The organism is Janthinobacterium sp. SUN128 (assembly GCF_030587275.1).
GTDB classification, from domain to species: domain Bacteria; phylum Pseudomonadota; class Gammaproteobacteria; order Burkholderiales; family Burkholderiaceae_D; genus Janthinobacterium; species Janthinobacterium lividum.
This window is the reverse complement of record NZ_JAPWHY010000001.1, coordinates 3,968,916-3,983,379: the sequence shown is the minus strand read 5'-3', so window position 1 is coordinate 3,983,379 and position 14,464 is coordinate 3,968,916. Positions and strand designations below refer to the sequence as shown.

11 protein-coding genes are annotated in these 14,464 nt (G+C 64.4%); 7 read left to right on the top strand and 4 right to left on the bottom strand.

Annotated elements, in window-relative coordinates; translation table 11 throughout:
* Window position 1: 1 nt before the first annotated feature.
* Complete coding sequence (locus O3297_RS17985; RefSeq protein ID WP_083299835.1) at window positions 2–1,390, bottom strand: YfcC family protein; 1,389 nt, start codon at window positions 1,388–1,390, stop codon at window positions 2–4.
* Between the two features lie 17 nt (window positions 1,391–1,407).
* A complete protein-coding gene (locus tag O3297_RS17980; RefSeq protein ID WP_305049341.1) occupies window positions 1,408–2,544 on the bottom strand; it encodes a succinylglutamate desuccinylase/aspartoacylase family protein in 1,137 nt (378 codons plus the stop codon).
* 201 nt (window positions 2,545–2,745) lie between these two features.
* Here O3297_RS17980 and O3297_RS17975 point away from each other — a divergent pair, with 201 nt between their 5' ends.
* The 3 genes from O3297_RS17975 to O3297_RS17965 all read left to right on the top strand — a co-directional run bounded on the left by O3297_RS17975 (window position 2,746) and on the right by O3297_RS17965 (window position 7,993).
* Window positions 2,746–3,747, top strand: coding sequence for a MurR/RpiR family transcriptional regulator (locus O3297_RS17975; protein ID WP_099389067.1), 1,002 nt, complete (start codon window positions 2,746–2,748; stop codon window positions 3,745–3,747).
* A gap of 31 nt (window positions 3,748–3,778) precedes the next feature.
* On the top strand, window positions 3,779–6,577 hold the full coding sequence (locus O3297_RS17970) for a TonB-dependent receptor (RefSeq protein WP_305049340.1): 2,799 nt from the start codon (window positions 3,779–3,781) through the stop codon (window positions 6,575–6,577).
* A gap of 162 nt (window positions 6,578–6,739) precedes the next feature.
* A complete protein-coding gene (locus tag O3297_RS17965; protein ID WP_034780338.1) occupies window positions 6,740–7,993 on the top strand; it encodes a cyanophycinase in 1,254 nt (417 codons plus the stop codon).
* Window positions 7,994–8,137: 144 nt separating this feature from the next.
* On the opposite strand, the gene O3297_RS17960 is transcribed toward O3297_RS17965, so the two are convergent.
* Together O3297_RS17960 and O3297_RS17955 are read right to left on the bottom strand one after the other, a co-directional pair.
* Entirely contained in the window at window positions 8,138–9,346 is a 1,209-nt protein-coding gene (locus O3297_RS17960; RefSeq protein ID WP_305049339.1) for a DUF418 domain-containing protein, read from the bottom strand.
* 8 nt (window positions 9,347–9,354) lie between these two features.
* A complete protein-coding gene (locus O3297_RS17955; protein ID WP_305049338.1) occupies window positions 9,355–9,957 on the bottom strand; it encodes a TetR/AcrR family transcriptional regulator in 603 nt (200 codons plus the stop codon).
* Between the two features lie 209 nt (window positions 9,958–10,166).
* Between O3297_RS17955 and O3297_RS17950 the strand changes: the two genes are divergently transcribed.
* From O3297_RS17950 to O3297_RS17935, 4 genes are all read left to right on the top strand, one after another.
* Entirely contained in the window at window positions 10,167–11,609 is a 1,443-nt protein-coding gene (locus tag O3297_RS17950; protein ID WP_305049337.1) for an IgA Peptidase M64, read from the top strand.
* Between the two features lie 427 nt (window positions 11,610–12,036).
* The gene (locus O3297_RS17945) at window positions 12,037–12,222 is read left to right on the top strand and encodes a hypothetical protein (RefSeq protein ID WP_139144621.1); all 186 of its coding nucleotides are present in this window, start codon (window positions 12,037–12,039) and stop codon (window positions 12,220–12,222) included.
* Window positions 12,219–13,004 carry an enoyl-ACP reductase FabI gene (gene fabI / locus O3297_RS17940; protein WP_170846361.1) on the top strand — a complete coding sequence of 262 codons (786 nt, stop codon included), beginning with the start codon at window positions 12,219–12,221 and terminating at the stop codon, window positions 13,002–13,004. The genes O3297_RS17945 and fabI overlap by 4 nt, the downstream gene beginning before the upstream one ends.
* A 10-nt stretch (window positions 13,005–13,014) precedes the next feature.
* The gene (locus O3297_RS17935; protein WP_305049704.1) at window positions 13,015–14,463 is read left to right on the top strand and encodes an efflux transporter outer membrane subunit; all 1,449 of its coding nucleotides are present in this window, start codon (window positions 13,015–13,017) and stop codon (window positions 14,461–14,463) included.
* The last annotated feature ends 1 nt before the right edge of the window (window position 14,464 follow it).

The following is a 14,464-nucleotide window of genomic DNA, read 5'->3' as shown; positions in this document are numbered from 1 at the left end:
CTTACTGCCAGTGCATCAGGCAGGGCGGAATCAACAGCAGCAGCGCCAGCACCAGGTAAATCAGCTGCAGCGGGATCATCCACTTGGCCCACGTAATCCAGGGCACGCGCGCCAGCGCCAGCACGCCGACAGTGATACCTGAAGTGGGGATCATCGGCGTGGTGAATTCGCCGAACTGGAAGGCCAGGATGGCCGTCTGGCGCGTCACGCCCACCAGGTCGGCCAGTGGCGCCATGATCGGCATGGTGAGAGCCGCCTGGCCGCTGCCCGAGTGGATGAAGAAGTTGATCACCGACTGCATGAAGAACATCTTTTGCGCGGCGAAGACGGGACTCGACGACGCCACCAGGGGCGTCAATGCGTGCAGCATGGTGTCGATGATCTGCGCGTCGCGCGCCAGGATCATGGTGCCGCGCGCCAGCGCGATGACCAGCGCCACGCTGACCATGTCGCGCGCGCCCTGCACGAACGACGCCACCAGGCTGTCCATGTCGAGCCGGCCGACCAGGCCGACGACGATGGCCATCACCAGGAACAGGGCGGCGATTTCATCGATGAACCAGTCGTACTTGACGACGCCGACGACCATCGTCAGCAAGGTTGCCATGAAAATCCACAGCACCGCGCGGTGCGTGCGCGTCATGCCGGCAAAGCTGTTCAGGTCCAATGTGTGCTCGCTGCGCTTTTCGATATCGAGCAGGTAGGTCGGGCTTTTTTCCGGATGGCGCTTGATGCGCGCCGCGTACCACATCAAGAACACGATGCTGACCGCCGTGGCGATGGCCCACACGATCAGGCGGTAGCCGATGCCGGAAAAGATCGGCACCCCGGCGATGCCCTGCGCGATGCCGACGTTGAACGGGTTCAGGAAGGCGGCGGAAAATCCCACTTGCGAGCCGATGAAGGGAATCGACACCCCCGTGATGGTGTCATAGCCCAGGGCCAGGGCCAGCGGCACGAAGATCAGGATGAAGGGAATCGCTTCCTCGTTCATGCCGAAGGTGGCGCCGCCCAGCGAGAACATCGTGAAGAAGACGGGGATGATGGCGGCACGCACGAAGCGCGAACTGGTATGCGCCTTGGCGATGGCCTTGATCAGCGAATCGAAGGCTTCCGTTTTTTGCAGCACGGCGAAGGCGCCGCCGACGATCAGCACGAAGCCGATGATCAGGCTGGCGTCGACGAAGCCCTTGATGGGCGCCATCATCAGCGCGGCGAGTCCCTGCGGCTTGTTGTCGACATAATGAAACGTGCCGGGGATGATCAGCTGCTTGCCGTTGACCAGCTGGGTATCGAATTTCCCGCCCGGCACCAGCCATGTCGCCAGGGCGATCATGGCCAGGATGCCGCACAGCAGGACGAAGGTATTGGGGAGCTTGAATTTTCTCATGGCGCTTTTTGTGACATTTATTGGCTCAGCAGGCTGCCGCCGCGGAAGGCAACGGCGCCGGCGACCTTGCCGACGTTCATGCCCCGCAGGACGTGGCGGTGGGCGCTGCGCGCAAAAAAGACGCCGGCCACGGTGCAGCGCAAGGTTGTCGTCTCGCCGCTGACGGGGTCGATCAGGTCGGCCACGGCGTCGCCGGCTGCCAGCACGTCGCCCATTTCGCGCAGATACACCAGCACGCCATGATGCGGCGCAAGGATCGGTTCCACGCCGGCCAGCGGCGTCGGTTCGCATTGCGGCGCGGGCAGGTCGTCGCCGGCGCCGGCTATCTCCAGCACGCCCTCGATGGCGAGAAAGCGCAGCAGGGCGGTGGCGTCGCGCTCTGCCAGGGCGTAGCTTACTTCCACTTCGCCGCGCAACTCGACCGTGGTCGACAGGCAGGCGGCGGGAATCGGATAGCGTCCGCCGAAGTGCGCGTCGAGATCCCACCACAACCGGCTGCAGGCTTCATCGAACGGTTCTTCTCCGGCCGCCAGTTCCAGCAGCACGGCGCGCGCGCCCAAGAGCGCGGACAGGGGCGCGATCTGCGCGGCCAGCGGCGTGCCTGTGTAAATGTGCAGGGCCGCCTCGTTATCGCAATGCAGGTCGAGCACGATGTCGGCGTCGATGGCCATGCCCAGCAGGGTTTTCTTCAAGGTCTCCGCATCCGTGCCCGGCCGCCAGGCGGCGACGGCCGCGCGCGCATGCTCGCGTATCAGCGCCACGTTGGCTTGCGCATCCTGTCCCAGCTGGCCATCGAGCGTGGTTTTCAATTCATCGGCCACGTGGCGGTAGGCGCGGTTGAAGTTGATGCCGGTGGTCAGGTCGAAGCGGCCGAACGGCGCGCCATGGATGGCTTGCGCCAGGCCGATCGGATTGGCGGCCGGCACCAGGATGATTTCGCCATGCACCTTGCCCGCCGCCTCCAGCGCCAGCAGTTCGCGGCGCAAAAATTGCGACACCAGCATGCCCGGCACTTCATCCGCATGCAGCGCCGCCTGGATGTAGACCTTCTTGCCGCTGCGGCTGGTGGCTGCCGCGGTGCCGAAGTGAAAGCTGCTCAATTGGCACGCTACGCTGGCGTGCGCGGTGGAGATGGGGTGCTGTTGTACTTGCATGGTGAATTCGCCCCAAAACGGGGCGCGGTTGATGGATTTCGGTCGATTATGTAGCAATATTTTCACGAAGTAAATCAATGAAAATCCTTTTACAAATATTTGTTGAGTTTTCTTTTTGATATGAGTACAGTAAGTTCCAGCGACCCGATTTCGCCTTCCGCCAGTGATCCGCAGTGCCCCAGAATACAGGCCGCCAGTGATATGAGAGCATCCGCCAATCCTGCACGCAGCAGTCCCCACACGCCACGGGCTGGCACGCTGGCGTCGCCCGATGCCGCGTTCGCGCAGTCTCCGCTGGGGCAGGCGCTGATGCACGTGCTGGCCGGCGGCTCGGCTTCGCAGCGGCAGATCGCCGATTACCTGCTGCGCAACCAGATGCGGGTGACGGCGCTGGGCATCGAGGAACTGGCCGACAGCTGCCAGGTATCGACGGCCACCATCAGCCGCTTCGCGCGCGACATCGGCCAGAAGAATTATTCGGCCATGCGCGGCGCCATGGCCGAAACCCTGCAATCGCTGTTGCAGCCAGTCGACAAATTGCGCCGCACGATAGAGCGCCGCGCGCGCACCACCTCACCCATCACGGAAAGCCTGGAATATGCGGCCGCGAATATCGCCGCCACGTCCGATGCCCTGTCGCCGCACGCCATGCAGGCCGTGGTGCGCCGTCTGACGCGCGCCAGGGTAGTGTATGTGATGGGTTTTGGCCTGTCGGCCAACCTGGCAGGCATGCTGGTGCAGCATCTGCAGCCATTTTGCCCGCATGTGGTGGAGGTGGTGGGCATCGGCGGCTCGGAAGTGGCGGCCGGCCATTTGGTCAACCTGACGGCGCACGACGTGCTGGTGGTGATCTCGTTCCCCCGCTACACGCTCGACTGCATCGGCCTGGCCAGCTTCGCGCGCGACCGCGGCGCCTGCATTGTGGCGCTCACGGATTCGCCCGCCTCCCCCCTGGCCGAACTGGCCGATCACGCGCTGTATGCGCAAAGCACACACCCCGTCCTGCCCAGCAGCGCCAGCACGGCGCTGGCCATGATCGAAGCGCTGGCCGTGGCGCTGATGGTGTCGAACAAGAAGAACGTTGAAAAAGCGGCCCGTCTGAGCGAAGTCATCGCCGCCTATCTGTACGGCGGCGAGCATGGCGTGCAGGGACCCCGGAAAACAGCTTCAAAGCAACGCAAGGCAGTCTCAAAGTCATTATAAAAATCAGACATCATCATTGGGGAGAGTGGCAATGCACATGAAAAGACAGGACGGCGGCTCCTTGCCACGCGAGTCGATGCTGGCGCAAGGCGTGCGACTGGCGCTGGGCGCCCTGAGCGTGTCGGCGGCGCTGGGCATGCTGGCCGCCGGCGCGCAGGCGCAGGCGCAGGAGCAGGTGCAGGACGGCGACGCCGCGCCGAAAAAAATGCAGCGCGTGGAAATCACGGGGTCGGCCATCAAGCGGCTGGAATCGGAGACGGCGCTGCCGGTGCAGATCATCACGCGCGCCGAAATCGAAAAGGCGGGCGTGACGACGGCGGCCGAGCTGATGGCGCGCGTGTCGGCCAACGTGGGAGGCCTGACGGACGGCGCCAGCATCAATATCGGCGGCGACCAGCGCGGCTTCAACAGCGCCAACCTGCGCGGCGTGGGCACGTCATCGACCCTGGTGCTGCTGAATGGCCGGCGCATGGCCAACTTTGCCTCGCCCGGCGACGATGCGGGCGTGGATCTGAATAATATTCCCGCTGCCGCCCTGCAGCGCGTGGAAGTGCTGCTCGATGGCGCTTCGGCCCTGTATGGCACGGACGCCATCGGCGGCGTGATCAATTTCATTACGCGCAAGGATTACCAGGGCGTGGAGTTGAACGTCTACGGCAGCCGCACCGATGAAGGCGGCGCCGGCAAGCGCACGGCCAGCATCACGGCCGGCACGGGCGACCTGGGCACGGATGGCTACAATATCTTCGCCGTGGTTGACCTGCAAAAAACCGACCGCCTCAGTTCCTCGCAACGCAAGTTCATTCCGAACTTGCAGGTTCCGCAGCGCCTGGGGCATTTGCTGTCGAGTTTTACCAGCCCGGCGAATATCCGCCTGTCGGGGGAGCAGCGCGACTATTTGCAGGAACAGGGCTTCCTGCTCAATGGCCAGCCGATCAGCGGCCGGCAGATCAATCCGTCGATCCCTCACTGTTCGCCGCCGGCCAATCTGTACCTGCCCGCAGGAACGGGCGGCGTCGATGCCTGTACCTACGATTACATGGGCGACACGGAGCTGTATCCGAAGACGGACAAGCAGAACCTGCTCACGCGCGGCGTACTGAAACTGAATAACGAGCACCAGCTGTACGCGGAAGTGGCGCTGAGCCGTTCGCGCAGCTATTACGTGGGCTCGTCGGCGCGCGTGATCGGCTATCTCGATTACAGCAAGGTGCCGCAGCTGGCCAATACCGGCCTCGATAGCATCGTCGATGAAGACGGCAATCCGACTGCGCGCGAACTGGAGCTGCGCATGCGGCTGAACGAGGCGGGCATGCGCACCAGCCAGTTGACCAGCGAGAGCCAGCGTGTCGTGGTGGGCGCCAGCGGCACGCTCGCCGGCTGGGATTACGACGTGGGCTTCAATCACAGCGTCAACGTCGTGAAGGACCGCGACACGCATGGTTATGTCCTGTACGACAAGCTATTGGAAGGCATCGCCTCCGGCGACATCAATCCGTTTGGCCCATCGGGCGCGAAGGGCAAGGCGCTGCTCGACAGCATCCAGGTCAATGACGAAGTACGGCATGCGCGCGGCACCATGGATGCGCTCGACTTCAAGGCATCGCGCGCGCTGATGGCCCTGGGTGGCGGCGACATGGCGCTGGCCGTGGGCGGCGAAGTGCGCCGCGAGCGCACCGAGTTCCGTCCCTCGGCGTTGCTGATGAGCGACAACATCAACAACGACGCGGCGCCTGAAGGCGGCGTGGCCACCAGCGACAGCCGCATGGTGCAAGCCATCTACAGCGAATTGCTGCTGCCGTTTACCAAACAGTGGCAGGCGCAGTTGTCGGGGCGTTATGACCACTACCAGCAGGTGGGCGGCGCCCTCAGTCCGAAGATCGGGCTGACCTACATGCCCAGCAAGCAGGTGCTGCTGCGCGCTTCGGCCGGCAAGGGCTTCCGCGCGCCATCGATGTCCGACCTGCACCGGCCCACTGCCTACAGCAGTACGGCGACGCTGCCGGATCCCGTGTATTGCGCGAGCGAGAACAATGATTACTCCGTCTGCGCCGATAATTGGGATACGCGCCGCTACAGCAACGACAAGCTGAAACCGGAGCGCAGCCGCCAGTTCACGGCCGGCCTGGTGCTCGAGCCGAGCCGGCACTGGACCTTCAGTGCCGACTACTGGAATATCAAGCGCACGGACCTGATCAGCGAAATCGGCGACGACATCATCCTGGGCAACCTGGCCAAGTATGGCGACCTGGTGCACCGCGACGAAGACAATGAAATCGACTACATCGAGCTGCGCAAGGAAAACCGCGGCGCGCAAAAGGCGGCGGGTCTCGACATCACGGCCGACCTGCATGGCGTGCAAACGGCGTGGGGACGATTCGGCGCCCACCTGAGCGGCACCTACGTGCTCGATTCGAAAATCCAGACCAGCCCCGGCGACGTCTTTATCAGCAACCTCAATAAATTCGTCACGGAAGGCGTGGTGCAGCGCTGGCGCCATACGATCACCCTCGACTGGGACAATGGCCCGTATTCGGCCAGCCTGTCGAACACGTATTCGAGCGGCTACGATGACCAGAACTCGGCCATCAACACGGATAACGGCAGTGTCGTCAAGCCGAATCGGGTGAAGGCGTACACGCTGTGGGACATGTCGGGCGCGTATGCCGTCAGCAAGCAGTTCAAGCTGCGCGCGGGCATACAGAATCTGTTCAATACCAGCCCGCCATATTCGAACCAGGCCTACTTTTTCCTGTCCGGCTATGACCCGACCTACACGGATCCGCGGGGCCGGCGCTTCTATGCGAGCGCCAATTACAGCTTCAAGTAAGCAGTTTTACATAGAAGCGTGGAGATACCGCAACAACGCCGTCATCTGCGGCGGGTAGCATCGTAGTGCGATGGCGCTGGGTTGCAAGCAGCAGTATTGGCAGCAAGGGCGCGTGCCTGCATCAACAAGCGTGCGCCACTTTTCTTGTATTTGAAAGGCACCATGAAATCATCCGCAAGCCTGTATCACACCTTCCGCGCCGCGCTGCTGTTCGCGCTGGCATTGTGCAGCGTCCATGCCGTGGCGGCGCCGGGTGGCAGTGCCATCGGCAGCGCGCCGCAGGGAACGCTCGTCATCATTGGCGGCGGCCTGCGCGCCGACAATGCCGAAGTCTGGCAGCGCATCGTCAAGTTGTCGGGCGGGCCAGGCGCGCGCATCGCCGTGCTGGCCTCGGCCGCGATGAACCCGGAAAAATCGGGCGAAAGCATCATCAAAAAGTTGAACCAATATGGCGCCGATGCCTTTTTCGTGCCGCTGGCCGTCAAGCTGCCGAACAGGGATTACCGCAAGGCCGCCGAAGACCCGGCCATCGTCACGCAGATCAAGTCGGCCAGCGGCATTTATTTTGCCGGCGGCGACCAGGGACGCATCACGCAAGCCTTGCTGCGCCCGGACGGCAGCCGCACTGCCGCGCTGGAAGCCATCTGGTCGGTCTACCGCAACGGCGGCGTGATCGCCGGTTCCAGCGCCGGCGCCGCCATCATGAGCACCACCATGTTCTACGACGCCAAACCCGTGCTCGACATGCTCAAGATGGGCGTGACGGATGGCCGCGAGATCGCGCCTGGCCTGGGCTTCATCGGCAGCGATGTCTTCGTGGACCAGCATTTGCTGGTGCGCGGCCGTTTCGCCCGCATGATTCCCGTGATGCTGAAAAAAGGCTATCACCTGGGCCTGGGCATCGATGAAAACAGCGCCATGGTGGTCGACGCCATGCGCGACGTGGAAGTCATCGGCTACAGCGGCGCCTTGCTGATCGACCTGTCGGGCGCCATCAGCGACCGCGGCGTGAAAAATTTCAATATCAGCAATGCGGCCATCAGCTACCTGGACCGGGGCGACAAATTCAACCTCGTCACGCGCGTGTTTACGCCCTCGCCGGACAAGGCCGACAACAAGCTCGATCCGAACCAGCCCGACATGCGCGAACCCGTGTTCACCAACGATATCCTCGGCAATAACGCCGTGCTGGACCTGATGGGCAACCTGATCGACAACGCGCAGCAGGAAGCCATCGGCATCGCCTTCGGCAATCCGCGCGATCCGTATCCGGACCTGGGCTTTGAATTCCGCTTCAGCAAAACCGTCAACAGCGTTGGCTACAGCTCGACCGAGGCGGAAGCGTATTCGGTGCTGAAGCTGCGCCTCGATATCCGCCCCATCCAGTTGCGCCAGCCGCTGTACCGCTACAAGTAAGCGCCGCGCTAAGTAATCCTCAGGAAATTATTGTGAATTTATGACGAACAGAACTGGATGCTATGCAAGGCGCCTGCTGCGACGCAGTGCGAGCACTGCTAACAGCGGGCAACGCCGCAGAGCGCCGGTTATGGAAGTCAGAAATCACAATAATTTATTGGGGGTTACTTGGCGCCGCCAGCGCGGCCACGCGGCGATCGTCAAGGCCCTGAGCAGCCACTCGACGGGGCCATACGCGTGGCCGCGCAGCCACCAGCGGCTCAACGGCAACTGCACGCAAAAGATGATGAGCGCCAGCGCCAGGGCACCGAGCGGCGAGACGCTGCCCATCAGCCGCGCGCCATACGCGAGGAACAGCACGGCGCAGATGGCCGACTGCAGCAGGTAGTTCGACAGGGCCATGCGGCCCGTGTCGGCCAGCAGGGAAAACAGCGCGCCGTCGCGCAGGCGCTCGAACAGGGCCAGCGCCAGCGCCACATAAGCGCCAGCCAGCAGCGGCGCGCTTGCCAGGCCCACGGCCAGTCCCGCCACCTGCCATGCCTGGCTTTGCGCATACACGGACGTCCACGCATAGAAGGCGGCGCCAGGCAGTCCCGCCAGTGCGCCCGCCCACAGCAGGCGGCGGCGCAGCGGCAGATAATCGCTGGCGTGCAGCAGCATCTCGCGCTTGCCGGCGGCCAGGCCGTACAGGAACATGGCCAGCGCACACGGTGCCTGCACCAGCAGCAGGACGATCCAGATTTCACGCAGTTCGCGCAGGTGCTGCTTGACGACGGCGGCGGGCGTGGCGTGGTAGGCGGCCAGCGCGCTTGCCGCCTTTTGCGCCATCGCCACGGCGTTGTCCGCGACGTCGCCCGCCGGTTGCAGGCTTTGCAGCCACGCCATGCCGGCCCAGAATGCCACGCAGACGGTGACGAGGATGCCGGCCAGAGTGAGTGCCTGGCGTTCGCCGCAGCGGTACAGCGCCAGCAGCACGATGCCCAGCGCGGCGTAGGTGGTGAGTATGTCGCCATGAAACAGCAACACGGCATGCAGGGCGCCGATCAGCCACAGGCCCGCTTGCCGGCGCAGCATGCGCGGCACGAACGGCGCGTCGGCACGCACCGCCGCCTGCATCTGCAAGGTGAAGCTGTAGCCGAACAGGAAGGAAAACAGCAGGTAGAACTTGGTCTCGAACAGCAGGGCGACGAGGAAGTGCGTGGCACGGTCCACGCCGCGGTGAAAGGCGGGATCGGTCAAGCCCAGGCCGAACCAGGGCGTGGCGAAGGCGCCGATATTGACGACCAGGATACCGAACAGGGCGCAGCCGCGCAGGGCGTCGACGTCGGCGATGCGCGCGGACGGGGTTTTCATGGCGCCGCTCATGCCAGGGCAGGGCGCAGGAAGCGCGCCAATAACAGGTGCAGGCTGGCCCGCTGCGCCAGCGGGGCGTATTGGGGATCGACGGCGACCCGGTTGAAGATGCCGTCGATCAGCGCGGCGATCCAGCTGGCCGTCTGCGCGGCGTCCAGCGCGGCGTCGGCCTGGCCCGCTGCGGCCGCCTCTTCCAGCAAGGTTTGCAGGCCGCCGCGCAGGGTAGCGTCGTTGCGTGCCACCCTGGCCGCGATGTCCGTGTCGCGCATCGCTTCGGCGGAAATGTCCAGCGCCAGTCCCGCAAAATCCGCGTCGGCCGCCAGCGCCAGCACCAGGTCCATGAAATCGAGCAGGGCGCCGTAGGCATCGGCGCTGCCTTGCACGCCGGCGAAGTAGGCCGCCGTCTCGCTGCCTTCCTGGTCGACGATGGCGGCGATGATGGCTTGCTTGGTGGGGAAATAATGAAACAGGTTGCCGGGGCTCATGCCCGCTTGCGCGCAGATGGCGGCGGTGCTGGTCTGGTGAAAGCCCTTGCGCGCAAAGCAGCTGCGCGCGGCGGCGAGAATAGCGTCGCGGCGGGCCGCGTGTTTGCCGGGATCGATGGTGCGCATGGTTCTGTCCTTTTATAAATCGACTAGTCGATCTAATATAAGGCGATTGCATCGCCTGGTCAAGCGCATCGTCTGAAATGGGCGCTTTGCACGCCCCCTTCCTGTCGCTACAATGTGCCGCAGCGGTTTTTCCCGCGCCTGCCGGCAGGCCCGCCGATTGTTTGGAAAACCGATCCCTTCACCTGTTTTTCTACCGTTTTAGGAATGACATGCAGCAGACCCCGATTCGATCCTTCCTCTGCGCGCTGGCGCTGGCCGCCGGCATCGTCCCTGCCGCGCAGGCGGACAACGCGCCACTGCCGGCCACCATGCGCCTCGATTACCAGCACAGCGGCAATGCGCTGAGCGAGCACTATGCGGTCGAGCGCGTGCTGGTCGAGCCCCTGCCATGGCCGGGCAACCTGGCGCGCCCCATCGACGACAGCAATCGCGGCAACAATCTGCTGGAAGTGGTCGACATCAAGTCGGGCAAGGTGCTGTACTCGCGCGGTTTTTCCACCATCTTCGGCGAATGGGCCAGCACGGATGAAGCGAAAACCACCACGCGCGCCTTCCAGGAATCCGTGCGCTTCCCGCAGCCCGAGCACCCCGTGCGCGTGCGCATCCTCAAGCGCGACGAGCGCGGCCTGTTTTCCATCGTGTGGAGCACCGATGTCGACCCGGCGGCGCAGGACGTGATCCGCAAGCAGCCGCCGGCGCCCGTCAAGCCTATCCCGATCCGCATCAGTGGCCCCTCGTCCGGCAAGGTTGACCTGCTGATCATGGGCGATGGCTATACGGCCACCGAAATGGGCAAGTTCGAAGCGACGGCGCGCAAATTGGCCGAGCACCTGTTTACCGTCTCGCCATTTCGCGAGCGGGCCAATGACTTCAATGTGTGGGCCATGGCCGCGCCGACGCAGGAATCGGGCGTGTCGCGTCCATCGACGGGCGTGCATCACGCCTCGCCGCTGGGCACGCGCTACGACATCTTCGGCAGCGAGCGCTATGTGCTGACGACGGACAACCGCGCGCTGCGCGACCTGGCGCAATATGCGCCGTATGAATTCATCGAAATCCTCGTGAATAACGATACCTATGGCGGCGGCGGCATCTTCGGCCAGTTCAGCACGGCGGCAGCGAACAGCGACTGGGCCAATTACCTGTTCGTGCATGAATTCGGCCACCATTTCGCCGGCCTGGCCGACGAGTACTACACCTCGCCCGTGGCCTACCAGTCGAATGGCGAGCGCCAGGAGCCGTGGGAGCCGAACGCCACCGCGCTGCGCGATCCGGCCAGGCTGAAATGGAAAAACCACGTCAAGGCGGGCACGCCGCTGCCCACGCCATGGCCGAAGGAAGCATACGACAGCCATGCGCGCGAATACCAGAAGCAGCGCGCGGCCCTGCGCGCGGCCAACCGTCCTGAAAGCGAGATGAGCGACCTGTTCAAGGCCGACTTGGCGTACACGCAGCAGTTGTTCTCGAAAGCGCCGCAGCGCCATGCGGTGGGCGCCTTCGAGGGCGCGAACTACGAGTCGTCCGGCTACTACCGGCCCGAGATGCAGTGCATCATGTTCGACCGCAGCGAGACGTTCTGCTCCGTATGCCAGGATGGCATCAGCACCATCATCGACTTGTATTCGCGTCCCGCACCGGCGCCGGAAAAATAAGACCGTTCAAGTCTGTCCTGTAATGCATGGTGGGCCATGTTGCAACGCAATAGCATGGCCCCCTTTCTGCCTCGTCCTGCCGCCTGCCTTCCGCCACTGCTCAGCACTGCTTGTCTTCCAGGCAATACCAATTGTCGCTCACCTGCGCGATTTTCTTCTCGCTAGCCCTTGATATTATCAAATAAATACGCCCGCACGCTTGCCTGAAAAATATTTCATTTAGATAATATTGCGGTAAAATTTGATTTACATCAATGTTGCATTGCCGCAATCGCACTTATAGTTGACCTAGCTCAAAACGATAAGCATGTGGACCGGACTCATCGCGAATCACGTATCTAAATGCTGTAGAGTAATTTTCGCCCTGTACCAGTTCCCCGAGAATGCACTGGTGCCGGCCTCGAATTTCAGTGACGGAAGCCGATTCATGAAGATGCAGACCCCCGCGCCTGGCGCGTGCAGTACCTTACACCCCCACACTCCGATTGCCTTGCCGTATGCGCGCGCCGGTGGCGTCACCCTGGCCATGTGCGCCGCCGCCATGCGCGCCGGCGCGGTGCGCTGCGTGCATGCGGCCACGCCGTGGCCCGCCCTGCGTCCAGTCCAGGCATGATGGCCGCCTTGCCGCAGCACTTGCCTTTGCAGGGCAAGCGGGGCCTGGTGGTGGGCATTGCCAATGGGCAAAGCATCGCCTGGGGTTGTGCCAGCGCCCTGCGCGCGGCCGGCGCCGAACTGGCCGTCACCTGGCTCAATGACAAGGCCAGGCCACACGTGGAGCCGCTGGCGCAGCAAGTGCAGGCGGCCATCATGGCGCCGCTCGACGTGGCCGTGCCGGGCCAGCTCGAAGCGCTGTTCGCGCAGATCGAACGGCAGTGGGGGCGGCTCGATTTCGTCGTCCATTCCATCGCCTACGCGCCGAAGCAGGACTTGCATGGCCGCGTGACGGACAGTTCCGCCGACGGCTTTGCGCAGGCCATGGATGTCTCCTGCCACTCCTTCATGCGCATGGCGAAACTGGCCGAACCGCTGATGCCGGACGGCGGCAGCCTGATGACCATGAGCTACCTGGGCGCGGAGGAAGTCATCGCCGACTATGGCCTGATGGGTCCCGTGAAGGCGGCGCTGGAAGCGTCGGTGCGCTACCTGGCCGCCGAACTGGGGCCGCAAGGCATCCGCGTCAACGCCATTTCGCCGGGGCCACTGGAGACGCGGGCCGCTTCCGGCATCGCCCATTTCGACCGCCTGATGGCCGACGCCATCGAACGCTCGCCCATGCGCCGCCTGGCCACCATCGAGGACGTGGGCGCGCTGTGCGCCTTCCTCGCCGGCGACGGCGCGCGCGCCATCACGGGCGGCACCCTGTATGTCGATGGCGGCTACAACATTCTGAATTGACTGGAAGATGATGACCATGGCTGTTTCTACTTTGCCCAACCGCGCCAGGATGGCCGCGCTGGCCACCATGCTGGCCCTGGCCGGCTGCGCCTCGATGGCGCCGCCGTACGCGCCACCGCCGCTGCCGGTGGCGGCGCAATACCCGGAAACCGATCCGTCCGGCGCACACGCCCCCGACGTCGCCTGGCAAGCCTACTTTGCCGACGCGCGCCTGCAGGCGCTGATTGCGCAGGCGCTGGCCAGCAACCGTGACATCCGCATCGCCGCCCTGCGCGTGGAAGAAGCGCGCGCCGCGTATGGCATCCAGCGCGCCGAACAATTTCCCGCCATTGCGCTGGGCGCCTCCGGCAGCCGCGCGCGCGTGCCAGGTGACTTGAGCGTGACGGGCCGCCCCATGACGAGCGCGCAGTACCAGGCGGGCTTGAACGTGAGTGCCTGGGAGCTCGATTTCTGGGGCCGCGTGCGCAGCCTGAAGGACAGCGCGCTGCAAACCCTGCTGGCCAGCGACGAGGCGCGCCGCGCCGTCGGCGTGGCCCTGGTGGCGCAGGTGGCCAATGGCTACCTGGGCTTGCGCGAACTCGATGAACGGGTGGAACTGGCGCGCGCCACGGTCGACAGCCGCGCCGAATCGCTGCGCATCTTCACGCGCCGCTTCGAGGTGGGGTCGATTTCCAAGCTGGACCTGACGCAGGTGGAAACCCTGCTCAGCCAGGCCTTGTCGCTGTCGGCGCAGCTGGAACAGGCGCGCGCCGTACAGGCGCACGCGCTGGCCCAATTGGTGGGCGGCCCCGTCGACCTGACGCCGGTGGCTGGTGAGGTGCGCCGCTTCGACGACGCCAGTGTGCTGCAGCCGCTGCATGCGGGCCTGTCCTCGGCTTTGCTCACGCAGCGTCCCGACCTGATCGCGGCCGAACACCAGCTGCGCGCCGCGCAGGCCAATATCGGCGCCGCGCGCGCCGCCTTCTTCCCGACGATTTCGCTGACGGCGGCTTACGGCACGGCCAGCGCGGAATTGAGCGGCTTGTTCGATTCGGGCAGCGGCGCGTGGAATGTCGCGCCGCGCCTGGTGCTGCCGATCTTTGACGCGGGCCGTATCCGCGCCAATATGGACCTGGCCGAGGTGCGCCGCGACGTGGCCGTGGCCAATTATGAAAAGAGCGTGCAGGGCGCCTTCCGCGAAGTGGCCGACGCGCTGTCGAACCGGCGCTGGCTGGCGCTGCAGGTCGACATCGGCAAGACGACTTTGGCCGCGCAGAGCGAACGGGCACGCCTGGCCAAGCTGCGCTACGACAATGGCGCAGCGCCCTACCTGGAAGTGCTCGATGCACAGCGCGACTTGCTGACGGTCGAGCAGCAGCTGGTGCAGACGCGCCGCGCGCTGCTGTCCAGTCAGGTCAGCCTGTATGCGGCGCTGGGCGGTGGCGCGCCAGCCACTTCCGCCGCCGCTTCCACCCACTAAT